24 protein-coding genes are annotated in these 22,519 nt (G+C 67.2%); 4 read left to right on the forward strand and 20 right to left on the reverse strand.

Going from position 1 to position 22,519, the window contains the following annotated elements:
- Positions 1-111 precede the first annotated feature (111 nt).
- The 4 genes from OG225_RS06500 (at position 112) to OG225_RS06515 (ending at position 5,142) form a co-directional block, all read left to right on the forward strand.
- Positions 112-873, forward strand: coding sequence for a TnsA-like heteromeric transposase endonuclease subunit (locus OG225_RS06500; protein ID WP_331764093.1), 762 nt, complete (start codon positions 112-114; stop codon positions 871-873).
- Positions 874-947: 74 nt separating this feature from the next.
- Positions 948-2,906 carry a Mu transposase C-terminal domain-containing protein gene (locus OG225_RS06505; RefSeq protein WP_405176979.1) on the forward strand — a complete coding sequence of 653 codons (1,959 nt, stop codon included), beginning with the start codon at positions 948-950 and terminating at the stop codon, positions 2,904-2,906.
- Entirely contained in the window at positions 2,903-4,018 is a 1,116-nt protein-coding gene (locus OG225_RS06510; RefSeq protein WP_331758288.1) for an ATP-binding protein, read from the forward strand. The genes OG225_RS06505 and OG225_RS06510 overlap by 4 nt, the downstream gene beginning before the upstream one ends.
- Positions 4,015-5,142, forward strand: a complete 1,128-nt coding sequence (locus tag OG225_RS06515) for a TniQ family protein (protein WP_331758286.1) — start codon at positions 4,015-4,017, stop codon at positions 5,140-5,142. The genes OG225_RS06510 and OG225_RS06515 overlap by 4 nt, the downstream gene beginning before the upstream one ends.
- A gap of 291 nt (positions 5,143-5,433) precedes the next feature.
- On the opposite strand, the gene OG225_RS06520 is transcribed toward OG225_RS06515, so the two are convergent.
- From OG225_RS06520 to OG225_RS06615, 20 genes are all read right to left on the reverse strand, one after another.
- Positions 5,434-7,041, reverse strand: coding sequence for a hypothetical protein (locus OG225_RS06520; RefSeq protein ID WP_405180835.1), 1,608 nt, complete (start codon positions 7,039-7,041; stop codon positions 5,434-5,436).
- 357 nt (positions 7,042-7,398) lie between these two features.
- Positions 7,399-7,779 carry a hypothetical protein gene (locus OG225_RS06525; protein WP_405180836.1) on the reverse strand — a complete coding sequence of 127 codons (381 nt, stop codon included), beginning with the start codon at positions 7,777-7,779 and terminating at the stop codon, positions 7,399-7,401.
- A 130-nt stretch (positions 7,780-7,909) separates the two neighbouring features.
- The gene (locus tag OG225_RS06530) at positions 7,910-8,449 is read right to left on the reverse strand and encodes a single-stranded DNA-binding protein (RefSeq protein WP_405180837.1); all 540 of its coding nucleotides are present in this window, start codon (positions 8,447-8,449) and stop codon (positions 7,910-7,912) included.
- Between the two features lie 90 nt (positions 8,450-8,539).
- Positions 8,540-10,198: a ParB/RepB/Spo0J family partition protein gene (locus OG225_RS06535; RefSeq protein ID WP_405180838.1), complete on the reverse strand. Its 1,659-nt coding sequence runs from the start codon at positions 10,196-10,198 to the stop codon at positions 8,540-8,542.
- A 103-nt stretch (positions 10,199-10,301) separates the two neighbouring features.
- Positions 10,302-10,535: a hypothetical protein gene (locus OG225_RS06540; RefSeq protein WP_405180839.1), complete on the reverse strand. Its 234-nt coding sequence runs from the start codon at positions 10,533-10,535 to the stop codon at positions 10,302-10,304.
- 138 nt (positions 10,536-10,673) lie between these two features.
- Positions 10,674-10,895: a hypothetical protein gene (locus OG225_RS06545; RefSeq protein WP_405180840.1), complete on the reverse strand. Its 222-nt coding sequence runs from the start codon at positions 10,893-10,895 to the stop codon at positions 10,674-10,676.
- A 113-nt stretch (positions 10,896-11,008) separates the two neighbouring features.
- On the reverse strand, positions 11,009-13,252 hold the full coding sequence (locus OG225_RS06550; RefSeq protein WP_405180841.1) for an XRE family transcriptional regulator: 2,244 nt from the start codon (positions 13,250-13,252) through the stop codon (positions 11,009-11,011).
- The gene (locus OG225_RS06555; protein WP_405180842.1) at positions 13,249-13,575 is read right to left on the reverse strand and encodes a helix-turn-helix domain-containing protein; all 327 of its coding nucleotides are present in this window, start codon (positions 13,573-13,575) and stop codon (positions 13,249-13,251) included. Before OG225_RS06555 ends, OG225_RS06550 begins: the two co-directional genes overlap by 4 nt.
- On the reverse strand, positions 13,572-14,600 hold the full coding sequence (locus OG225_RS06560; RefSeq protein WP_405183210.1) for a tyrosine-type recombinase/integrase: 1,029 nt from the start codon (positions 14,598-14,600) through the stop codon (positions 13,572-13,574). The genes OG225_RS06555 and OG225_RS06560 overlap by 4 nt, the downstream gene beginning before the upstream one ends.
- 243 nt (positions 14,601-14,843) lie before the next feature.
- Positions 14,844-15,011, reverse strand: a complete 168-nt coding sequence (locus OG225_RS06565; protein WP_405180843.1) for a hypothetical protein — start codon at positions 15,009-15,011, stop codon at positions 14,844-14,846.
- Positions 15,012-15,118: 107 nt separating this feature from the next.
- Positions 15,119-16,030, reverse strand: a complete 912-nt coding sequence (locus OG225_RS06570) for a bifunctional DNA primase/polymerase (RefSeq protein ID WP_405180844.1) — start codon at positions 16,028-16,030, stop codon at positions 15,119-15,121.
- Entirely contained in the window at positions 16,027-16,611 is a 585-nt protein-coding gene (locus OG225_RS06575) for a hypothetical protein (protein ID WP_405180845.1), read from the reverse strand. The genes OG225_RS06570 and OG225_RS06575 overlap by 4 nt, the downstream gene beginning before the upstream one ends.
- A gap of 41 nt (positions 16,612-16,652) precedes the next feature.
- On the reverse strand, positions 16,653-17,318 hold the full coding sequence (locus OG225_RS06580) for a hypothetical protein (protein ID WP_405180846.1): 666 nt from the start codon (positions 17,316-17,318) through the stop codon (positions 16,653-16,655).
- A 54-nt stretch (positions 17,319-17,372) separates the two neighbouring features.
- Entirely contained in the window at positions 17,373-17,597 is a 225-nt protein-coding gene (locus tag OG225_RS06585; RefSeq protein WP_405180847.1) for a hypothetical protein, read from the reverse strand.
- Complete coding sequence (locus OG225_RS06590) at positions 17,594-18,067, reverse strand: hypothetical protein (protein WP_405180848.1); 474 nt, start codon at positions 18,065-18,067, stop codon at positions 17,594-17,596. The genes OG225_RS06585 and OG225_RS06590 overlap by 4 nt, the downstream gene beginning before the upstream one ends.
- Positions 18,068-18,124: 57 nt before the next feature.
- Positions 18,125-18,463 carry a hypothetical protein gene (locus tag OG225_RS06595; protein ID WP_405180849.1) on the reverse strand — a complete coding sequence of 113 codons (339 nt, stop codon included), beginning with the start codon at positions 18,461-18,463 and terminating at the stop codon, positions 18,125-18,127.
- Between the two features lie 66 nt (positions 18,464-18,529).
- The gene (locus OG225_RS06600; protein ID WP_405180850.1) at positions 18,530-19,291 is read right to left on the reverse strand and encodes a hypothetical protein; all 762 of its coding nucleotides are present in this window, start codon (positions 19,289-19,291) and stop codon (positions 18,530-18,532) included.
- Entirely contained in the window at positions 19,285-20,499 is a 1,215-nt protein-coding gene (locus OG225_RS06605) for a hypothetical protein (protein WP_405180851.1), read from the reverse strand. Before OG225_RS06605 ends, OG225_RS06600 begins: the two co-directional genes overlap by 7 nt.
- A 145-nt stretch (positions 20,500-20,644) precedes the next feature.
- Positions 20,645-21,454, reverse strand: coding sequence for a class II glutamine amidotransferase (locus OG225_RS06610; RefSeq protein WP_405180852.1), 810 nt, complete (start codon positions 21,452-21,454; stop codon positions 20,645-20,647).
- A complete protein-coding gene (locus tag OG225_RS06615; RefSeq protein WP_405180853.1) occupies positions 21,442-22,377 on the reverse strand; it encodes a hypothetical protein in 936 nt (311 codons plus the stop codon). The genes OG225_RS06610 and OG225_RS06615 overlap by 13 nt, the downstream gene beginning before the upstream one ends.
- Between the last annotated feature and the right edge of the window lie 142 nt (positions 22,378-22,519).

Raw genomic sequence — 22,519 nt, forward strand, 5'->3', positions numbered from 1 at the left:
CACCGCGTCGCTTCGCTTCGCCGACCGGAGGTCGGCGGTGTTCGGAGGTTCGTGGGCGAGCTGGGTGGTACGCGTTGCGCTGTGCTGCTGGGTGGTTGAGAATCACAGCCCGTGACGTCGGCGGGGCTGAACGTGGTTGAAGGGGGCGCGCGATACGCGCTGTCGGTGTTCGAGTTGTCCTACTCGGCCGATGCGGTCGGCGAGGTGCGGGTTCCGTTGGCGGAGGCGTGGTCGCTGCGGTTGGAATCGCTGCGGCCGGTGCGTCGGTTCCGTTCTTATCGGGGCCAGAGGCATTTATCTGGTCAGTGGTGGTCGGCAACGACGGGGCGGCACGTGGGGTTCGAGTCCTGGCTGGAACGTGACCAGCTGGTGGCGCTGGACTTCGACCCGGCGGTGGTGGGTATTGCCTCGCAACCGTTCTGGCTGTTCTGGTCGGCCGAGGAACCGGCTCCTCGGCCGCGGTCACACGCCCCGGACTATTTTGTCCGCAAGGTCGACGGGACCGGGGTGGTGATCGACTGTCGACCGGTGGATCGGCGCGGGCCGCGTGACTTGGCGGCGTTCGAATCGACTCGCCGTGCTTGCGAGCTCGTCGGGTGGGAGTATCGGCTGTTGGGTGCCCCGGACCCGATCGTCACCGCGAACCTTCGATGGCTGAGCGGGTATCGGCATCCTCGTCATCGGATCTCCGAGATCGCCGAGCGACTTCGTGCTGCGTTCGCTGATCCGCTGACACTGATGGACGGCGCGACGGCGGTGGGGGATCGCATCGCGGTGTTGCCGGTGCTCTTTCATCTGATCTGGCAACACGAACTGAACGCAGACCTTTCCCTGCCGCTGCGCGGGGAGACGATCGTGACGGCGATGCGATGATGGCCCAGAGGGATTCGGTGCTCCGGGTCGGTGACTGGATAGTGTTCGACAACACCGAGCATCAAGTAGTCGCTGTGAGCGGGACCTCGGTCCGGCTGCGGGCCGGTGACGGCGTCGAGACCGTCGTGCTCGCCGCCTATCTGATGGGTTCGGCGGACTTCGAAGTCGTCGGATCCGAACCGCGGCAGCCGATGACACCATTCGGGATCCTGGACTCGCTACCCGAATCGGCCCTGGCTACGGCCCGTGAGTGGGAACAACACATCATCGAGATCACCACCGGCGTCGCGCCGGACGGGGCTCGCCGCGCGACCTACGATCCGCTGACGCGGACACAGCATGAGCGGGACACGGCAAAGGCGGCCGAGCTGACCGACGCGGGTCGGCGGGTCGGTGTCCGGACACTCCAGCGGCTGCGCGCCAACTATGCAGAGCAAGGACTCTGGGGACTGGTCGACCAACGGGTGCTGCGCGAGTCGACGGCGGTCGGTCGGGTCGATGAGCGAGTCGTCACTGCGGTCCGCCGAGAGTTGGACGCGCAGACCGGTGCTTCGACAGGCACGCGGTCGCGGGTGATCCGGCGGGTGAGCAAGGCTCTGGAGGAAGAGCACGGTCCAGACGTGGTCCCGTTGCCGGGCCGCAGCACCTTCTATGCGTTGATCGAGGCGTTATCGACGGGGCGGCACAGCTTCGCCTCGGCGGTGACGCGGCGGCAGGCAGCGAATCGTCCGGCGCGGCCGTTTACTCCGACGTTGGCGGCTCGGCCTGGTGAGCAGATCCAGATCGATTCGACACCGCTGGATGTGATGGTGGTGTTGGAGCCCGGGGTCCTCTCGCGCGCGGACCTGACGATCGCGGTCGACGTCGCGACCCGCACGATCTGCGCGGCGGTGCTGCGACCGGTCGGAACGAAGGCGGTCGATGCGGCGCTGCTGCTGGCGCGGATGCTGGTTCCCGAGCCGATGCGACCGGGATGGTCGGCGACGTTGGCGATGTCGGCGTCACGGCTGCCCCACGATCGGCTGATGTCGGTCGATGAGCGGATGGCGCGCGCGGCAGCCAAGCCGGTGATCGTGGCGGACACGATCACGATCGACGGCGGGAACGTCTTCATCTCCGAGACTTTCACCCGGGCCTGCGAACGCTTGGGCATCTCGATCCAGCGCGCACGCAAACGCACCCCGACCGACAAGGCGATCGTCGAAGCGACGTTCGGATCGATCAACACTCTGTGGTGTCAGCACCTGCCCGGTTATACCGGCGCCAACACCAGCCGCCGCGGGGAACGCGTCGACGAGCAGGCGGTCTGGACGATCCCGGAGTTGCAGGAATTGCTGGACGAATGGGTGATCGCGGGCTGGCAGCCGCGCCCGCACGACAGCCTGCGGGATCCGGACTTCCCGCGCAGAGCGTTGTCGCCCAACGACGCCTATGCGGCGATGGTCGCGGCGGCGGGCTATCTGCCGGTGATGCTGACCGGGCTCGATTACCTCGAGTTGCTGCCGGTGACCTGGCGGGCGATCAACGACTACGGCATCCGCCTCGACTACCGCACCTACGACGCGAAAGCGCTGGAGCCACACCGACGTCAGCCCTCGGGCAACGCCGCGAAGAGGGATCTCTGGGAGGTGCACTACGACCCCTACGATCTGTCGCAGGTGTTCGTCCGCACCCCCAACGGCTGGGTCACCGCCGAGTGGACGCACAAGCCGATGGTGAGTGCACCGTTCGCTGACTTCACCTGGCGCGAAGCTCGCCGACTGCTCGCCCAACGCGGCGTCGACGACACCGACGAGACCAACATCGCTCGCGCCCTCGATGATCTGCTGACCCGCAGCGAGAACGGACCGGTTCGGCCGAACGAGCGCGCCGGCCGCAGAGCCGCTGCCCGCGGCAGGGTCGCTGCCGCGACACATCGCCCACCGACATCCGATGCTGAACCGGTCGAACCGACCTCGATCGAATCTGTTGAGGCGACGGTGATCCCGTTCGGGATTTTCGACGCCGCCACTGAAGCCGAGAAGTGGAGATGACGAGCAGAACCCGCAAACCGGTCCGCCGACGCGAGTCCGCCTACACCCCGGCGTCGTCCGCGAAGACCATCACTGCGATCCCGCCTGACAGCCCGTTGACGACCAAGGAAGGATGGGGCCGTTTCGTCGGGCACACCCCCGCGCCGCCACCGTTGCTCACTGCCGCGCAACTGCTGGGCATGACACCGCAGGATCGCGCCGCACACGAGGACCGATTGTTGGACTACCACGCGGATCTCCCGTTGGTGAACACTCCGACGATCCAGGAAGTGATCTCGGCGGGACGGCTGCTGGTCCAACTCAACCGCCGTCAGATCTCGGCCCGACGCGGGATGGTGATCAGCGGCATGTCGGGAACCGGCAAGACCACCGCGCTCACTCAACTCGGACGCGCACACGAAATCGCGGTCCGCCGACGCTATCCCGGCCAAGGTGAGCGGTTGCCGATCATCTACGTCACCGTTCCACCGGCGGCCACACCGCGGATGCTGGCCGTCGAGTTCGCGCGCTTCCTCGGCCTGGACTTCCCGACCCGCGCCAACGTCACCGACATCACCGATGCCGTCTGCTCGGTCGCCGCGCACACTCACGTCGACCTGGTCCTGGTCGACGAGATCCACAACATCTCCCTGACCAGCCGCTCCGGCGCGGAAGCCTCCGATCAACTCAAATATTTCGCCGAACGACTTCCGGCGACGTTCATCTACGCCGGGGTCGAAGTCGAAGCACAAGGATTGTTCGCCGGTCCCCGCGGCCGTCAGATCGCTGGGCGGTTCACCGTCGTCCCGGCCACGTCGTTCGCCTACGGCACCGCCGAGCAACGCACGCAATGGCAAGCCCTGGTCGCGGCGGTCGAGTCGACGCTGCGGTTGCGCGACCACATCCCGGGAACGCTGGCCTCGATGGCCGAGCAGCTCTACCGCCGCAGCGGTGGCATGATCGGCAGCCTTTCCCAAATCATCCGCGGCGCAGCGATCCTCGCGATCGAGGACGGCACCGAGAAGATCACCAGCAACCTGCTCGACCTGGTCCCGGTCGACTACGCCGCACAACGCAGCAACCTACCGATCGCGGCATCGACATCGAGGACGTCTGCGGCAGCGCCCCGGTGAGGCGCGCGCTTCCGCGGCGCCTGCCGCGCACCGCCGCCCCCGCCCATCATGAGATCGTCGCCTCCTACCTGGCGCGCTTGGCTGCGCTGAACCACCTCGACGGCGACGAACTCTGGAAAAGCGTGAGCGTTCCCGGCCCGACAGCGGCCCGGCGGATCGTGACCGCCGAACGAATGTCGGCACTGACCGGCCGACCAGCCGAGCATCTGGCGGGAGCATTGCCCGAGCTTCGGGCCACCGCGGAGCACTGGCCGCTGTTTCGGCATCGTCCGCAACCGGGCTGCCCACGCTGCGACGCACGCCACCCGGGCGGACCGGTCTGGCGGATCCTGCCGCATCATCGCTACGTCTGCACCCGGCACCACTATTGGATCGGCCCACCCGACAACGACAGTCACGGTCCCTCGCTGCGGGGAAACCGGGAGGTGATCGCGGCCCAGCGCAAACACCTGCGCCTCGTCCAACACTTCGGCCCGGGCGCGACCTACGACGCCGTGCTGACCGCCTTCATGATCTGCGCCCATCGATGGGAAATATTCCGCCCCACCAGCGGACTACACCGGCAACAACAGATCTGGAGAGAACGCAGCTTCCAGTTCATGCCCGCGGGCGCTGAACTGTCGAGTTTCACCGCGTCGAAACTATTCGCCTGCCTCTATCCCGAAGCGGTCGATCTCGCCCCGCTGATCGCCGCGCCCCGCTGGCGACAATTCGCCGCAAGCGGCGGGGACCAACTCACGCGGTTCGTTGCCGAGGTTCGTCGGAGACTGCGTGACCACGACTACCAGCCACAGGCAGAACAAGACGCCATTGCGCACTGGATCGCGACCGACTGCTGGCGACCACCGACCACGCCGCCGAACACCTTCGCCACCGCACGAGGAAACCGCAAACCCAGCCAGGTCGGACGAATGAAACTACCCAGCGCAGAACGGACCATCCGATCCGCGGCATGGTTCGCGCTGAAAGACCGCCGCGGGATGGGTGACGCCGTCCTGCACCACGTCACACTTCGCCCCGTGATCATCCGAGAATGGTCACCCGACATGCAGGAGTTCCGCGGCGCGATTTGGAACAGCCAACGAACTGACAAGCGGTTCAGGCAGCCACAATCCGCCAACTAGACCTGGACACCACCATCAAACATCGTCCAGACCAAGATGGCGAACCGCAGCTCACGAGCAACTCGCACACCAACAAAACTCGGAACGGACAGTGGAAGGTGGAGTAAGGGGTAGATGGGTGGATGAGAGCGAAGCGAGTGGGGAGTGTTCGTTGTGGGCAGGGGTGAGGTGAGGGTATCGCCGGGAGTTGCCGAGTAGGCGGTTGGTGACGGTGGTCCGGTCCTGGGGTTGGTGGTCCGGTCCGCCGCGGGAATGGACACCGCGGCGGACCGGCGATCGGGGGTGGAGTAGTCAGGCCGCGTGGGTGCGGCGGGCGGGAATGACCGTTGCGAGCTCGATGCGGCAGCCGGTGCAGTAGTTGTCGGCGTGTACGACGGTGTGGTTCAGGCATCCTTCGCAGCGGCCGTGGCGTTGACCGGCTCCGAGTCGCACCCGGTTCTTTCGGGTCTTGGTCGGTGTGGAGCGTCGCGAGTGTGTCCGGTCGGCGTCGGGCTCGGTGGTGAGTTCGAACGGGCGGTTCGGGTTGGGTGTCAGTTCGGGGTGGGTGGCGAGGTAGCGGGTGAGGTGTCGGCAGATCGGGTGTGGTGAGGCTCGGTTCCAGACTTCGATGATCAGCGCGTGCGCTGCGGTGGGGTAGTTGGTGGTGAGGTAGTCGCAGCGGGATACCGCGAATTGTTCGAGGGTGAACTTTTCGGGCAGCGGCGCGATCCCAGGACGGTCGTCGGCGCGGCAGCTGTCGCACAGTCCGTCATCGGAGACCAACCGTCCACCACGGGAGTGGAGGGGGCGTTGGTCGGTCATGGCGCGTTCGATGAAGCAGGACACGCACCGCCATCCCATGACCGGCACCATCGCGGCGGCGTCGTAGTCCAGACCGTTGCCCTGGGTCGGGATCTCGGGGCGGGCGTCGTCACGCACCCGCAGTCCGGTGCGCTGGCGGGCGAAATGCTCGGCCTCCCCCCACGCGACACGGTCCCCGCGTCGTCGCGCACCCTGTCGAGCGCGGCGACCCTGCGGCGCGGACTCGGCGTCGGTGTCGTGGTCGGCGAGGTAGTCGGTGGTGGCTTGGTCGAGGGTCTGGTCGGTGTCGCGGCGCAGGTGCTCGTGCTGGCCGAGGACGTAGTTGAGGTATTCGCGGTCCCACCCGGTGGTGGATTCTTCGTGATCGCGGGGCCGCCGCCGCTGCTTCAACTCCCGCGCCCGCTGTTCGTCCTCGACCGTGCCCTCCTTTTCGACCGGCTGATCGTTCGCGGTGGCCGGTTCGTTCGCGGTCGGCCGTTGTCGGTGGCGCTGCGGTGTTTCGGGTTCGAGGGTGCTGTCGTCGGGGTCGGGCATGGAGGTGGCGTCCCGGAACAGGTTCGTGTCTGTGTATTCGTCGACTCGGCGTTCACGCTCGATCAGGCAGGCGAGCATGGGCGCGCGGTGATCGCCCGGAATCGGACGGCTTCGCAGGGCCCGGGTCTGGGTGCGTGCGGCGATGGCGTCGGGGTGGTGGCGGGCGGCGTCGATGGCTCGCGAGGGTCGTCGGGTGGTGACGGCTGGGCGGTAGCGCATCCGCATCGGCATGGGTGGCAGTTCTGCGGCCGCCAGCGACACCTCGACGAACTCGGGTGTGGTGGGTTGGTAGAGGCCGGGGTCGGACAGGGACGCGGCGGCGTTGACCAGGTCCTTCAGATCCTCGTCGACACTGCGCCAGAGGGCGTCGATGCGTTTGTGCGCGGTCTGGAAGGGGTGTTGGGTGAAGGCGTCGGCGATCTGGTCGAGGACCGCGCGTTCGGCCTCGGAGGCCAGGGGCAGGATGTCGGGGAACTTCTGCCGGGCCAGGGCTGGGTGGGTGGTGTGGAGGCCGTGCAGGCAGAACAGCGCGGTCTGGAACAGGGTGGGGAATCGCAGTGTCATGGAAGGGGTTCTCCGTTCGCGCGAGAAACAGGTAACCGACCCCGGTGCTGGCGTGTGCTTTTCGCGACACGAGGGGTGGGCGGCTGGTCGGGTGACCCGCCTGAAGGGCGCCCGACCAGGGTGGGGACCGACACGGCGGAGGGAACGCGCCCCTTGCGGGCGAGCACGAATTTCCGCGCACACCCCCGAACCCGGTCATGCATGTGGTCGTCGCGCTGGGGAAATTCGTGGGCGGTCCGGGCGCGGGCCCGCAGGCGTGGCGGGCACCGCCCTGGTAGCCCTTCAGGAAGGCGGGGCACCCGGGCAGACGAACACCCCGGACACCCCGACCCGACTCCTTCTCGACCCGGCCTCTTCTCAGGCCGCTAACGGTTCGCGGTCGGCGAAGTAGGCGTCGAGGTCGGCCTCGGCCCTGCGGCGGTTCGCCGCGGTGTGGGCGTCACGGACCCGATGACGCAACGCCACAGGGGTCGCGCGCGGGGTGTGGCGGGCGCGTCGGGCCGCGACGGCGTCCGGATCGGTGCGCACGGCGTCGGTGGCCGGACTGGGTGCTGCGACCAGTCGCAGATCGTGTCCGAACTCGGGTATCGGGCGTGCCCAGGCGGCGAGTTCGTCGGCGATAGGGACCATGACCGCTCCGGCGAGCGCGGCGTAGACGGGATTCGGTTCGTCGGGGCGGTATCCGGGCACGGCGCTGAAATCCTGGGAGTGGGTGGTTGGGATCGTGGTGCTGGGCATAGCGGTTCCTCCTCGAGATGGCAGTGAGGCTGGCGGTCGAGCGGTGTCGTTGACAGGTCCGGGGGCGCGACGATGCCCGGCGGCAGCACAGAATCGGCCGCGCCGGGCATCACAAGGTCGGTGCGCTGTGTTAGAAGGACGGCGACTCGCCGGGCCCGCCGAAGGAATCCGATCCGGTGAACGCCCACGGATCCTCGGAGCCGGAACCGGTACCGACACTCGCGCCGACGAGATCGCCGGAGCGCTCCTGCGTGGCGGGCCGTCCGGCCGAGCGACGGTTGTTGTTGTCGCCCGGGTCGGGGTTGCGGGGGACGCGGTTGATCGTGGCGGTGGCGTAACGCAGCGACGGGCCGACCTCGTCGATCTCGAGTTCTATGGTGCTGCGGTTGTGGCCGTCGTCGGTTGTCCAGTTGCGCTGCTTCAGACGCCCACTGACTATCACCCGTGAGCCCCTGGTCAGGCTCTCAGCCACGTTCTCGGCGGCCTCGCGCCAGACATTGCAGCGCAGGAACAGTGCATCGCCGTCTTTCCAGTCATTGCTGGTGCGGTCGAAATACCGGGGGGTCGAGGCGACGGTGAAATTGGCGACAGCGACGCCCGAGGGTGTGAACCTCAGCTCTGGCGAGGCGGTCAGATTTCCTGTCACGGTGATGCTCGTGTCTCCGGCCATAAGGGTGTTTCCTTTTCTGTTCGGTTGGGACACAACGCGTACCGGCCCGCCACGAGGATCGGTGGCGGGCCGGTCGGTGGTTGTGTGGGTTCAGGACTCGATATTGATGTCGCGGTAGTCGATGAGTCCGGCGGCGGCTTGTTCGACCTCGACCAGAGCGAAGTCGGTGTCGCCGGTGCGTATGGTGAGTTCGGTGGCGGCCTCGGACAGAAACCGCAGATACCGCCCGGTGGACTCGCCCCCGTCGCGCCACAGGCTCTTGCCGATCTTCAGTTCGGCGATGGCGACCTGCATGGCGAGCACGATCTTCCACGCCCGATTCGGCGACGCCGCCCTGATCGCGACCACGAGTGCCTCGCTGCTGGCCTCGATACCCAGCAGCGCGCTCACTTGTGCTCGTTCGTCGACGCCGAGTCGGTGAGCGAGGGTTTCGGCGACGAAGGCCGCGGTGTCACGCGGCAGTGTGGCTCCGGCGAGTAAACGTGGCAGGAACTCGTGGCGACGTTCGTTGGCCGCCTCGCCGCGTTCGTTGAGCACGCGTACCCGCCGCCGATCCAACCGTGCCTGCTCCCGGGCAGCCACGGCAGAGGCTTCGGCCTCCGGATCGGGCTCGGTTGCGACGAGGGTGAATCCGCTACCGGGCAAAGCTTTCTCGGGCAGGTAGTAGGTCGGTGTCCACTCGTCGGCGCGGGTGACGGTGTCGACGTGGCGCAACCCCTCGCCAGGTTGGGCGGCGGGATTGCCGCGCGTGTTCCAGTCCACGTCCTCGATCGCGACGTGGGCACCGGTTTCGGTGTCGATGAGCAGTCGGCCGCGTTCGACGGCCAGCCATACCACCCAGAGGGTCGGGTCGGTGTAGAGGTGCTCGACGGTGACCGGCTCGCCCGCCTCGGTGACCAGCCGGTCGATCGGCAGGTATCCGGTGTCGGGGTTGGGTTCGTTGGTGAGGATGCCGAATCCGTAGACCGCGTAGGCGAGCCCGGTCTCGAGCCGATCCTTGGTGGTGGTGCGTTCGTTGTCAATCAGGCGGCGGGTGTAGGCGAAGTTCCAGCGTCCGGCGTTTTCGAGACGTGTCACGGCGTCGGTGTCGCCGCGGGTGTCGTAGTTGGCGATGACCGCGAGTTGGTCGAGATCGAACTGCTGCTCGGCCAGCAGTCGGGTCGCGGTCTGGGACGCGCCGATCGCACCGGTCTTGGTGACCTCGCCACGTTTGCGTGCCAGCCCTTGCGCGATCCGGGTCGGGGTCGCGCCGAGTTCGAGCATCATTGCGATCCCGCGGGCGCGGTCGACCTCGGGTAGTGGGATGCGTCGGTCGTTGAGGGTGATCTGATCCAGCAGGCGCTCGATACGCTGTTCGTTGTCTTCGACATCGGGATCGGCGGGAGTGATCCACACCGGCACCGACTCGAGTCCGACTCTGCGGGCCAACAGGACCCGCAGCTGCCCGTCGTAGACACGGATCTTTCCGTCCGCTCCGCGCTGCGCCAGCGCCGGTGCCCGCACTCCCCGCACGCGGATCGAGGCTTCCTGCTCGGGGTAGTCGTCCAGATCGAAACTCATCCGCACGTTCTCATCGATGATCAGCTCGTGCGGATTCTTGTACTCCGCCACCGCTTCCGGCGGCGCCACCAACTCCACGTCCGCGTTCTCCCCGATGGGGTCGGTGTCGGTGGTGGTGGTCTGGTCGGTGTCGGGCTGGTCGGATGTCTCGATGGTGTCGGCGACGAGGGACAGGGAAGCGGTACTCATCGGTGAACTCCTCGGAAAGTGAGTCGACGCCCACCCGAGGGCGTGAACGCGCCGAGGGCAAGGGTGGGCGTCGATATCCGGATGGGTTGGGTGGGTGCGGGTCTCAGGCGGCGGCGCGGCGCTGGCGGGTCACGTTGAGCGGGGCCAGGCGCAGTACCCCGTCACCGGCAGTGTCGGTGTAGACCCAGTTGCGGGCGCGCCAGTCCGGGAACCGATCCCGCCAGTCCGCGCTGACCCGGTCCTCGGTCAGCGCGGAGAGCGCACCGGCATACCCGCGCTCGAGCAGCTGCTCGTACTCGGTGCGGGTCACGACCTGCACGGTCACAGGATTGGACATGACGGATCCTCCGTGGTGTGAGTCGGGAAGAAGACACCACCCGGCGGGTGGTGCGCGATGAGGGAGAGCGGTCACCGATCACCGACCGGGAAGTGACCGTCGGTGGAAGAGGCCGGATTCGGGCGTCTTCGGCAGGGGTCAGGAGTGTGGACCGGTCGGTCCGGGGCGTTGAATGGCGATGGAGTATTTGCTTTCCTCGACGAGGAGGATGAGCCATCCGTGGTGTGGTGCGAATTCGCGGATCAGGTCGATCAACGGTGGGGTCGTTTCGTCGGGGTCGGTCAGGGTGATGTATTCGGCGAAGTCGTCACCGCCGACCGCGGTGGTGCCCAGGCCGGTGTGGGAGTCGGTCCAGCCCACGGCGTGGCAGGTGATCGAGTGGCCGGGCCGGTGTGGGTCGAGTTGGCGGGGGCGGCCAACCGGTGGAGAGTGATATTCGAGTGTTGCGGTATTCCTGTTGGTAGGCCGGGGTTTCAGGGTGCGTGGGAGAGGTAGTCGGCCCAGCTTGTTTTGGCGAATCGAGCCCATCGGTGCGCGGTCGCGGGGTGAATTCCGAACAGGTCGCTGACCACTGCTGCGTCGAGATCGGTGATGTTGGCCATCATCGCTGTGTTCCTTGCGGCGATGCTTGGAAGCCCGTGTTCCTTCAACAGGACGGCGAGGCCCGCGCTGTTCCGTGGACGGCCGCCAGGCCGGCCGCGGAACAGGTAGGTGGGTTGGTCTCGAGTGACGTGCCGGACCATGGAAGTCAATCCGCCCTGGGTGATCAGCTGATCGAACAGCCGAGAAAGTGTTGGCGGCAGGATGACTGGGTGTTGATCGATATGGAGATAGCTGTGGGTGTCGTCGCGGTGGAGTTGGTCGGCGGTGATTTCGACGATGCGGACCAGGGACAGGGCGTAGAGCCTGATCAACGCGCCAGCGACTCGTACCGGTAAAGGAATGGAGTCATCGGTGAGACAGCGGCGCAGCTGACTCTCCTGCTCGTGCTGATCGTGGAATTGTCTGGGCAGACTGTCTTTTCGTCGTGGGATGTCTATGTCGCCGATGAGGTGGCGTCGGCGAAGCCAGTCGAGAAACACGACGATTACTCCGCATTTGCCGGGGTTGGCGTCGAACCAGGTGTCGATGTGGTGCTGGGTGAGGTCGGCCAGTGGGGTGTCGGTGGTGTCGAGCCATTGAAGGAACAGGGCGGCGGTGCGAATTCGGTAGCGGGCTTGGGCGGCAGCGGCTTCTCGATAGGGTCTGCGGTCGGCTCGCTGGCGGGCGCGGCGCAGGACATACCATTCGGCGAAAGCTCGGATGACCGGCTGGTGCTGGGGCGGCAGGGTCGGTGTGGTGCGTTCGACCCAGAGCTGCAGCTGGGCAAGATTCTCGTTGCGGGGCTGCAGGATTGCGGTGGTGACCAGCAGGTCACGGACTCGTCGAGTGCTGGCGTCCTGGGGAAGTCTGTCGAGCACTGCATGGGAGATTTCGACCCGGTCGACGACCAGTCCTGCCAGCAGCAGAGAGGAGGCGCTGCGTTGGAGCCAGGTGAGCACTGTGCTCGGATGTGCGGTGGTGAGGGCTTGCGCGAGTGGTTGCAGGGCTGGAAGGAGTGTTCCGTCCTTGTCGGAGAGAAGATCGTGGATTCGCTGGGTCGCGACGCATCCCTCGCAGCGGCCGTCGAAGAAGTTGTGGCCCTCTTTGCCGCAGGTCCTGCAGGTGAGATCCAGGTCGGTTCCAGCGCAGACGGCGCAGATATCGCCAGGCCCGACCAGCACTCTGGTGTGTCCGCAGGCGCGGCAGGGCGCGGGATTGGCCCGCCGCTGGTAGTAGCAACGACGACAGACCGGCCCCAATGGCCATGTCGTGTTGGTGATTGCGGTTGCTCCGCAGAGAGCGCAGGCTCGGACCGGTCTGGGGCTGCATGAACTGCACTGGAATTGCCCGCCTCCGACATTGCTGCCATGACGGTGCCGACCACAGACAACACAATCGCCCAGGTGGCGATAGCAACGGCGGCAGATGTCCGGGCGCCCGTTGCCGTCGGCGCGGGCGCCGATCGGACGGATCTGTCCGCAGACGCCGCAGAGCCTCGGCGGGGTGGTGTGGCAGCTGCGGCAGGTTGGTCCCTTGAGGGTGTGGGCGTGAACGGGCCGGGTCCGGCCGCAGTGCGAACACGGTTGTAATTGCTTGGGGATGCAGGTCTGGCAGAGCGCGTCGCCGTTGTCGAGCCGTTTGGCCGGTATCCGGATGCGACCGCAGCCTGCGCATTCGGTGATGAACTCCGGGTCCTTGGTGTAGCAGCGTCGACAGATCGGCCCCTCGCGACGGCGAGCGACGATCTCGCCGTCGGAATGACAACGCGCGCAGGGGCGCAACCGGACAGCGCAGCGGGGGCAGCATCGTCCGTCCGGAGTGAGGCTGTTCAGGACGACGTCGGTTCGTCCGCAGCGGGCGCAGCCCAGCAGCACGACCTTGTCGCCGAATCCGGAAGCCGTGAGCGCTCTCAGCAGCCGTGGCAACGATGTCGGGCAGTGCGGCGAGGGTGTCAGGAACGCGTCCGGATGCTCGGCGATATGACGATCCAGCGTGCGCGCGCCGCCAGGGCTCCAGGCTTTGGCCTGTTCGAGCATGGTCTGGGCGGCCTCCGTGGTCAGTTGGGGGCCGATGGTCTCGTGGAGAATGCCGATCAGCCGCTCCCGCGCGGCGGCGAGGGCTCCCGGGCGGGTCACTGCTTGCCCGGCTTGCGAATCACGCTGCGGCGGGAAGCGATCGGAGTCGGTTCTGCCTGCGCGCCAGCGGTTTTGCGGATCTGCTGATTGACGGGCTCGGGCTGGATGAGGTCGTTGGGAGTGCAGGCGAGAATGTCGCAGAGCGCGACCAGGACGTCCATACTCAGCCGCTGCGGCGCGGTGGTGACCAGGCGATAGACCTGCTCGCGCGACAAGACGATGCCGCGTTCGGCCAGCAACGGGACCAGATTCGAGGTCTGGAACATCTGCTGATCGGCCATCAAATCCCGCAGCCGCCAGCGGTAGCCCATCTTCTTGTTCATGCCCTCACATCCCAAGCGGCGCCCAGACGCCCTTTGAGCGAAGCGAGTAGCAGCCGGTTGCGGAACTCGTCGGACACGCCGGTGTAAATCGCAGTCGTGGCAGCATGCGCATGACCGACTTGCTCCTGGACAAACCTCGGGGGATAACCGAATTCGGTCCAGTGCGTGACGGCCGAATGTCGTAGACAGTGGACGTCGAGGTGCTCCTCGAGGCCCGCGGCGCGTTTGGCCGCGACGAACGCCTCGTTGATCGATCTCGGCGAAAGTCGGCCGATGCGTTCGGTGATCCAGAGTGCCGGATGCCGACCCGGGCAGAACCGTGGCCGCAGATCGGTCAGCCAATAGTCGAGAACATCGACGATCCAGTCCATTTCGGGCACCAGCAGCACGGTGCGCCGCTTCGGCGGCGACCCTTTCGAGGACTTGCCGTATCGGACCATGACCGATCCGAATCCGTTGAACTGTGGTGCTTTCGGGTTTCGGCGCAGATCGACCAAGTCCAGTTTCGATGTCTCGGTGCGGCGCAGGCCGTAGGCGTAGACCGTTTTCAGCACCGCGGCGTCGCGGGCCGCGCCGAGCGCACCTTTCACGCCGCGTTCGACGATCCGGCCCGGCCTGGCGTCGGCTGCGTCGAACAGAGCTTGGACCTCGTCGTAGGTCAACGGTCGACGCCGCGGATCTCCCTCGTAGTCGACCCGGTGAAGGATCGAGTTGCCCTCGTGGAAGACCTGCGCGGGCACCTCACCGAAGCGCTGCTCACACACCTGAGCCCAGCCGTAGCGGGCATCGAGCAGGAATTCCAGGAACAGGCCGATCGTCACTTCGTAACCCCGCGCCGTCGACACCGCGCGCGGACAGTCGCCGTTGCGCAGCTGATCGATGAACGCCTCGCCCTCGACCGGTGTCCACTGCCAGGGATACAAGCCGGTGAACAGGGCCATCCGCCGGATCAGACGCAAGCGAGGCCCGATCGTCGCACCCTTCAGGTATCGGGCCGACTGCTGGCGGCGCCAGCCTTCCAACATCGCCTCGAACACCGCCGGAGCCGGGTCCAGGTGGACCACGTTCCCGACCAGTACCAACCGCGCCGAACCAGGTGGCTGCAAGGTCACACGAGCGTTGTAACCGATGCAACATTGATGTGCCGCGTGTCCAGGCGCAGTTGGGAGAGTCCGGACATCGCAGACACCCTCACAAGATCACCGCACTGACCAGGTGATATCCTGGTGTCCGCATGTGACCAATTGTTGCGTTGAATGCAATTCCGCCTATTTGTTGCTGAGCAGGTAGGTGCCCTCGTCCTTGGCCCAGATCAACGCCGGAACCGCCGGATTCTCGGTGTCGTAGGGAGACCAGGAATGCTCCGGTGCGGCCATCGCGTGCTCGGCGATCGGCCACACCTGATCCAACGGAAACCACAAATCGATCGATGACATCACGGAAATCAACTCCTCATCTGAAATAGCGCGCGCCGATTGGCGGGCCGGGAACGCGGCACACCGTCGGTGTGAAAGGCGGTACCGGGGCGACGCGGTGGGGTGTGTCAGTGCCGGTGTGGGCGGGTCGCCGTGCGGTGCGCGGCGTAGGTGAGGCCGTCGTCGATGGTGCGGGCGGCTTCGATCTCGGTGAATCCGTCGACGCCGACATGACGTGCGGCGGCGTCGAACAGAACCGTGTAGGCGTGGTCGCGGTCGAGCACCCCCGCCCCGACGAGCCGCCCCAGGCTGTTGGCGGCCAGCAGCACCGCCCGATGCCGGGTCCCGGTGCGCGCGTGCGAGATCCGGTCGGCTTGGTTGCGCAGGGCGGCGGCGACGTAGGCGTCGGGATGGGTGATCTGCGCGGCCGATACCGGGAGCGCCGGTGGTGGTGGTGGGCTGAGAAGGGGGATCAGCCACTGCGGCAGCGGTATGGGAGCGCGATCGTCGAGGACCCGGTACCGGCCGGTGGGAAGGACAGATCCGGGGGCGACGACGTATCCGCCCTCGCCACGGCTATCGACCCGCCAGCCTAGACGAGCCACAGTGTTGCGTAACAAGGGTTCTCGCGGAGCCCGGTAATACAGATGCAGGCCACCAGAGGGGGTAGCCACGGTGAACGTCGGCACAGGAAGCGGCTGCCCGGCCTGGTCGGCTACGTCCGCGAGCACGTCTCGTCCGTCGCGCGCTCCGGTCCACGGCGCGGGTGGTGGCTGGTCGTGGCCGGTGTCGAGATCGAGCACGTGCAACGAACTGGGCCCGCAGGCGATGCCGATGTTGCCGTCCGGCCAGCGGTGCCACCACCAGCGGATACGCCGCTCGTCGAGGGTCGCGGCGGCGTTCCAGTTCTCGATCGCGGGTGTCTTGGCGCCCGGGTGCAGTGGGAACACCCGAAACCCGCGCGCCGCGCACGCCAACGCCGCGGGCCACCGCTTCTGCGCATCGGCGAGGTGACCGGTGGAGGGGTGGGCGGTGGTCACGAGGACCTCGTGTTCTTGCGTTGGGAGGCCAGAAGCCGGACGAGTTCGACCACGCGGTCTCGACTCAACCGGAGTTCGACCTCGGCGTCACCATGGTGGAGCAGACGGATCCGTCCGGAGACCGGGTCGTCGGTGCTGCCGTATTCGAGGTGGTCGGGCTGTGGACGCCGGACCGGTGCCAGCAGCGTCGCGAGTTGATCGGCGAGCGCGTCGCGCTGGGTCAGTGCGGCAGCGTCGTGGTGGGCGCGGGTCCGGTAGTCGGCGAGAGTCTGTCGGTAGTCGGGCAGTAGGCGGCTGGTGATGTCGGCGGCGATCGCTTCGGGTGTCCGGTGAGCCGCGACGGTGATGCGATGGTCGGGGTCCCCGGAGTGCCGGTACGCGCCGAACGGGCTGTAGCCGCCTTCGATGAGTAGGCGTCCGTGGCGGCTGCGGCGGTGGGAATCGTCGCCGTGTTCGAGGATCAGTGACTGGTCTTCGGGACCGGCCAGCACGGCATGACGTAGAGCGGTCGAGCGACGCTGCACGCGCCACCCGGGCGCGAGCGCCGTAGCGATCCGCGCGGTGAGGTCGTCGAAATCCATACGCGGTGAACTCCTTCCGCGTCTCGTGGAATGGGGTGTGGTCAGAAGCCGAGCAGTGTTTTGGCGGCGATGAGTTGATCGAGCGCCTCGCGACGGCGGTCGGTCTCGGGGACGGCGGTGTCGCGGATCTTGCGCAGCCGCAGGAACCGGATCCTGGACAGTGCGATGCCGACGGCGGGTGCGGTGGTCTGGTTGCCGGGGTCTTCGATCACTTGGTAGTCGGCGAGGTCGAGCCATGCTTCGTACCAGGCTTCGGCGGGTCGGCCGTCGCGGGCGGGTTCGCGCGGGTCGGCCTCGCGCGGCTGCCAGTACCGGCATTCGCAGACCGGATCGTCGCAGCGGGCGAACCGCACCGCGGGGTTGGCGTGGTAGTGGTGCTGTTGCCCGGCCAGCATCGGGCACGCACGGCGGGAATAGTGCCCGCATTCGGGGTGGCTGCCGGGCTCGATCGCCAGTCCACGCAGGTAGTCGATCGAGCGGATGAACACCACCACCCGGTCGGTAAGTGGTTCACCGCAGATCTGACACCGCTTACCCCACAGCGCCCGGTGTGCGCGGGCCGGATCCAGCATTCCCCACACCGGTCGTGCCGGATCGCGGTGGCTCAGCGTGATGTAGGGGACGACTAGGCCACGCGCCCGACGCGCGTCGGACAGACGGGCAGGGACCGCCACACGATCCGGGCCCGACGGTGACGTGGGAACCATGACTACCTCGAATCTTCAGTGGGAGTACGGGAAACAGCCCCAGGACCGTCCTGGTCACCGGGGCCGGGGCGACGGCGTCGTGGGCTCGATGGGTTCGGCGGACAACCGCACGCACACCCGCCGAACTTCGTGTCCGAGGCTGGTGATGGTGACCTCGATCCGGGCGGTGGGCGCGCCGGGCGGGGTGGGGCCGCTGGTCCAGGGGTGGTAGCGGTCGGTGTCGAGGTCGGGCAGGTTCGTCTCGATCCAGGCGAGCAGGTCGGTGGCGTGGACGATCACGGTTGCCAGCGGCGGCCGGTGTGCGGGTCGTGGTCGTGCACGGCCACGACCGTCGGTGTGCCGGGGACCAGGGTGGTCAGCGTGCGCGCGAGCACGGCTTGGCGGCCACCGGCAGCCCACCAGCCCGCCGCGATGGCCCACCGGGATCCGGTGTGTTCGGCGGGGATCAGGTGCCACCCGAATTCGGGCAGGCCGATCCCGAAAGGATCGGTCTCCCACCTGGGGTTGCCGTCGGGATCGGTTCTGGCTGAGGCCCCGGCGTTCTCGACGCGGATCAATGCCATCGCCAGCCCGGGGTGGTGGGCGGGGATGCCGTCGAACGCGGCGATCGGGGTTCCGGGCCGTGGCGTGGTCGCGAAGGCGGCGTGATAACCCACGACCAGGACCGAGGTGGCGGCCTCGATCTCGGGTAGGTAGGGCACATACCGTGGGTCGGCTCGTAGCCGGGCGGTGTAGCGATCAGTCGACATCGGTGGACTCCCGCGCGGTGACCACTGCGGTGGAGCCGCGGTTGGGGACGAGGTTGGTCATCGCGGTTGGACTCCGTCTCTCGTGGGGGTGTGGGGTGCGAGGGCTTCGATGAAGCGCAGCGGCAGCAGGATCCGGCCGCCGGGCCGCAGCAGGACGGTGTGGTGGCAGCCGACCGCGGCGACGCGGACCCGGTCGTGGCGATGTCCGCCGCGGGTGGTGATCGTGGCCAGCCCCGCGCTGCGGCGCAGCCGGTGCAACTCGACGGTGACCAGACCGATCACCGGATCACCGAGCGCGGCACTGGTGCCGACGGTGGAGGTGACCGTGGTGATCTGTCGGGAGAGCAGCCCACGCAGGCCCAGCAGCAGACGTAATGGTTTGAGAGTGTCGGGCATGGCCGGTGCTCCGTTCCACGCGTGAGCAGAGGGGCCGGTTCGGTGGGGAACCGGTCCCTCTGGGGCTCAGGCGTATTCGAGGTCGATCAGGTCGGCGTAGCGGTCGTGGCCGTCGAGGTCGGGGCAGTCGCAGTGCGGGAACTGGTTCTTGCATTCGGCGCAGAATCCACAGAACCCGCAGTGCGGGCCGACGCCGTCGTCGTCGTTCGCCCCGCAGAACTCGCAGAAGCTGAAATCCCAGCCGGCGGCGTAGCCCCACCGGTAGTCGAGATAGTCACGATTCGAATACCAGATCCCGGCTTCGGTTTCCCAGTGCCCGCGCGCCTCGTTGAAGATGTAGGCGCGGTGGGTGTAGGCGGGATCGACGGTGAGCAGTACGAGTTTGTCGGTGCCCAACCATCTTTCGAGGCCCTCGCGGCCGGTCCAGGAATCCAGCGAACCGAACGGCGCGGCGGGTAGGAAGTCCTCGGCCGCGATCCGGGTATCGGAACGCTGATCGCCCTCTGCCGGGTGCACGTTGGAGGGCAGGACACCGTTGTGTGCCAGCACCGTCCGCTCGTCACCACCGAGACGGAACGGGTGGCAGTTATCGAGGCTGCGTAGCCCGTGGGTGGCGTAGCGGGAGTGGAACAGCGCGGGCCCGTGCGGGTATTGCACACGCAGGGCGGCGAATTCACCGATCGCGGTCTCGGCGTCGAGACTATGGCCGACGGTGATCGTGTCGTTGTCGGTGAGCAGGGCGTAGCCGTGTCCGTGCGGGTTACATTCCGCGCCGTTGCGCAGGGCGTTCATATCGGGGGTGGTGTCGGGTTTGAAAAAGGTCAGCATGCACATGCCAGCTCCTGGAGTTCGGTGAGCAGATCGCTGTACTCGGGCCGCGCGCCCAGCCAGGCGCAGAACGCCGACCATTCCCAGCCGCGGCGGCGCGCGACCTCGGCCGCAGTGAGGGTGCGGGTGTATTCGACCGAGGCGGCGGCGAATCCGAGGGCCGCCTTGACCTGGCGCGGAGCCAGCGAGGAGGCGAAGATCCGCAGTTCGAAGGTGTGCTCGGGGTAGACGTTGATCGCCTGGTAGCGACCGAACCCGGCCGTGGAGCCCTTCGCGAACTCGGCCGCGGCCTCACGCGCCTGGGGGGAGAACTCCGCCCACTCCGAGCCGCGGCGGCGCGCCAGGGTGCAGACCTGGGATTCGTTGCGGTACACGAACTTCAGCCACCGGTAGATGTGGGCGGAAGAGGTGAATCCGGCGCGGGAGACATGGACGTGGATGCCGACCGAGGAGTTGGTGCGGCAGCCCAGCAGCCGTAGTTTGTTCAACAGCCGCCACGGGAAGTCGGTGCGGGCGTAGTCCCACGACATCGGGTGGGTGACCATCTCGAATCCGTTCGGGCGGATCGAGCCGTCCTCCTTCAGATAGCCCAGGCCACCGAGGTGCTCGATCGAGAGGTCGACGGCGTCGGTGAAGGTCGAGTTGGGGGTGATGAGTTCGAGTTCCATGCCGAGGAACAGCGGACCGTCGCCGTGGAAGACCGGGTTCGGGCGGTAGTAGTAGTCGTGCACGCGGTAGTCGTCGCTGCCGCGCGCGCAGTCCTCGCAGCGCGAATCGCAGGTAGGGATGAGCAGTTCGCAGTCGGAGCAGTAGTGGTAGGAGTCGTTGCGGCAGTCCGAGCAGACCTCGCTGCCGCCGTCGACGGTGTAGGTGAAGTCGGTGCGGTCGCCGCAGTCGGTGCACAGGTCGTAGTGCTGTGAGCAGTCCGAGCAGACCTGCGGGCCGCTCACGACCGAGACGAGGTCTTCGGCGAACAGGTCGCAGCGCTCGCAGCGCTGCCAGCCGAGCAGGCAGCGTGAGCACAGGTAGGTGTCGTCGACGGTGTGGCTGGTGTGCCGCGTCGGGGAGGCGCAACCATGGCAGATGTAGGTGTCGGATACGCAGTCCGGGCACCATCGGTCTCCCTCGATCAGGGTCACGAGGTGATCGGCGGGCACGGGCAGTGAGCACTCCTCGCACTGCTCTTCGGGCACGGTGGCGGTGGGCATGGCGGGTCACGACCTTTCGACGGAAACGGCGAAGCCCCGCGCACGGGCCGGGAGTCGGCGGTGCGCGGGGCTTCGAGGGAAGGGGTGCACTCCAGAGGACCGGCAGCGGCGGATCCTCGGGATGTGGTGATGTGTGAGGTGGGTGTCAGCCGTTGGTCGGGGAGAGAGGGGCGGTGCGGTGGCGTCCGCCCGAGGACCGGGTCAGGAAAGCGATCGCTTCCGCGCGGGTAGTGGTGCGTGGTGTGGTGGTGAGGCAGTCGCAGTGGGGGAAGCTCTGCCAGCAGTCGAAACACCACCCGCACGTGTCACAGTGGCGCCCGGATCGGTACAGGTCGACGTGCCCGCAGCCGTCGCAGCGCACGCTCGGCAAGTGTTGCGGTCTGCGCCGTGAGAACGGCTGGTAGGTGGTGTTGGAGTACCAGATCCCGTCTTCCCAGATCCCGGCCTGCTCATTGAGGATGTAGGCGCAGCGGGCGTAGGTGGGGTCGACGGTCAGGATCACCAGTTTGCTGCTGCCCAGCCAGGAGGCCAGACCGCGTGCGCCGCGGTGGGTGTCGATCGACCCGAACGGCTGGTGCGGCAGATAGTCCTCGGCGGCGATGCGGGTGTCCGAACGCGGATCGTAGGCGCGTGGATGCACCCGTTTGGGCAGGGTCCCGTTGTGCGCCAACACCGTTCGCGGATCATGGCCGAATGGGAAAGGGTGGCAGTTGGCCAGCGAGCGGGCGCCGCGGGTGGCGTAGCGGGAATGGAACAACCCCGCCCCCTCCGGGTGTTCGGCGCGCAGCGCGAAGAATTCGGCGATCAGCGGGTCGGGCTCCATGCTGTGGCCGGTGCGGATCCGGCCGTCGATGATCAGCGCGTAGCCGTGTCCGTGCGGGTTGACCGTCGCGCCGGTCCGCAATGCCGTGGGGTCGGGTTGGACGCCGGGTGGGAAGTAGGTCAGCAGGCACATGCGAGCTCCAGGTGACGTAGCTGGTCGGACAGTGGCTGGTAGACCGGGCGTGCGGCGACCCAGGCGGCGAAGGCGTCCCACTCCCACGCGCCGGCGCGGATATCGGCGATGCGCAGGTCGCGGGTGTAGTGGATCGAGGCTGCGGTGAACGCGAGCGCGGCTTGCACCCGCCTTGCCTCAAGAGATGAAGAGAAGATCCGCAGTTCCAGGGTGTGGCGCGGATGCGGGTTGATCGCCTGATACCGGTCCAGCCCGAGCGCGTGGACGTGGTTCTTGGCGGTGTCTTTGACCTTCGCGCGCGCGGTCGGGTCGAACGGGGCGTAACGCGAGCGCCGCCCGGCCAGGCGGGTGAGCTGGGATTCGTTGCGGTACAACAATTTCATCCAGCGGAACATGTGCGCGGGGGAGGCGAATCCGGCGCGGGAGGCGTGCACGTGCAACCCGACTCCGGCATGGGTCGTGCAGCCGAGGTCATCCAGCTCGTCCAGCAACGTCCACGGGAACGACGCCAAGGCATACCGGTAGCTCATCGGGTGTGTGACCAGCTCGAATCCACCCGGCTGGATCGAGGAGTCCCGCTTCAGATATCCGAGACCGTCCAAGTGGTCGGTCGCCACCTCCACGGCGTCGCCGTGGCAGTAGTCGGGGACCACGATCTCGAGTTCCAGGCCGAGGAACAACGGCCCGGTGCCGTGGAAGCGGGGATCGGGTTTGAAGCTGTAATTGCGTACCCGCGCGGGATTGGCGCACCAGTCACAGGAGCCGTATCCGCGCAGCAACGTCCCACATCGGTCACAACTGCCGAATCCGGCCGCGCACACCGTGCACGCCCGCAAACCCCCGGACACGTAGCGGGACGCGGCGCTGTGACGCCCGCAGGCGAAGCAGCGGTCGAAGAACGCCTCCGCACACCTCCAACACACGATGTGATCGGAGTCGGTACGTTCGTGCGGCGCGCTGAGCCGCGCACACGAGACACAGTCGCACCAGCCGGGCGTGCAGTGCGAGCACAGCCGGGTCTGTTCCGCGGTGTCGGACAGTGTCAGCGCCTGCTCGTGGCAGCCG

The sequence above is a fragment of the Nocardia sp. NBC_01377 genome (genome assembly GCF_045040005.1).
GTDB classification, from domain to species: domain Bacteria; phylum Actinomycetota; class Actinomycetes; order Mycobacteriales; family Mycobacteriaceae; genus Nocardia; species Nocardia noduli.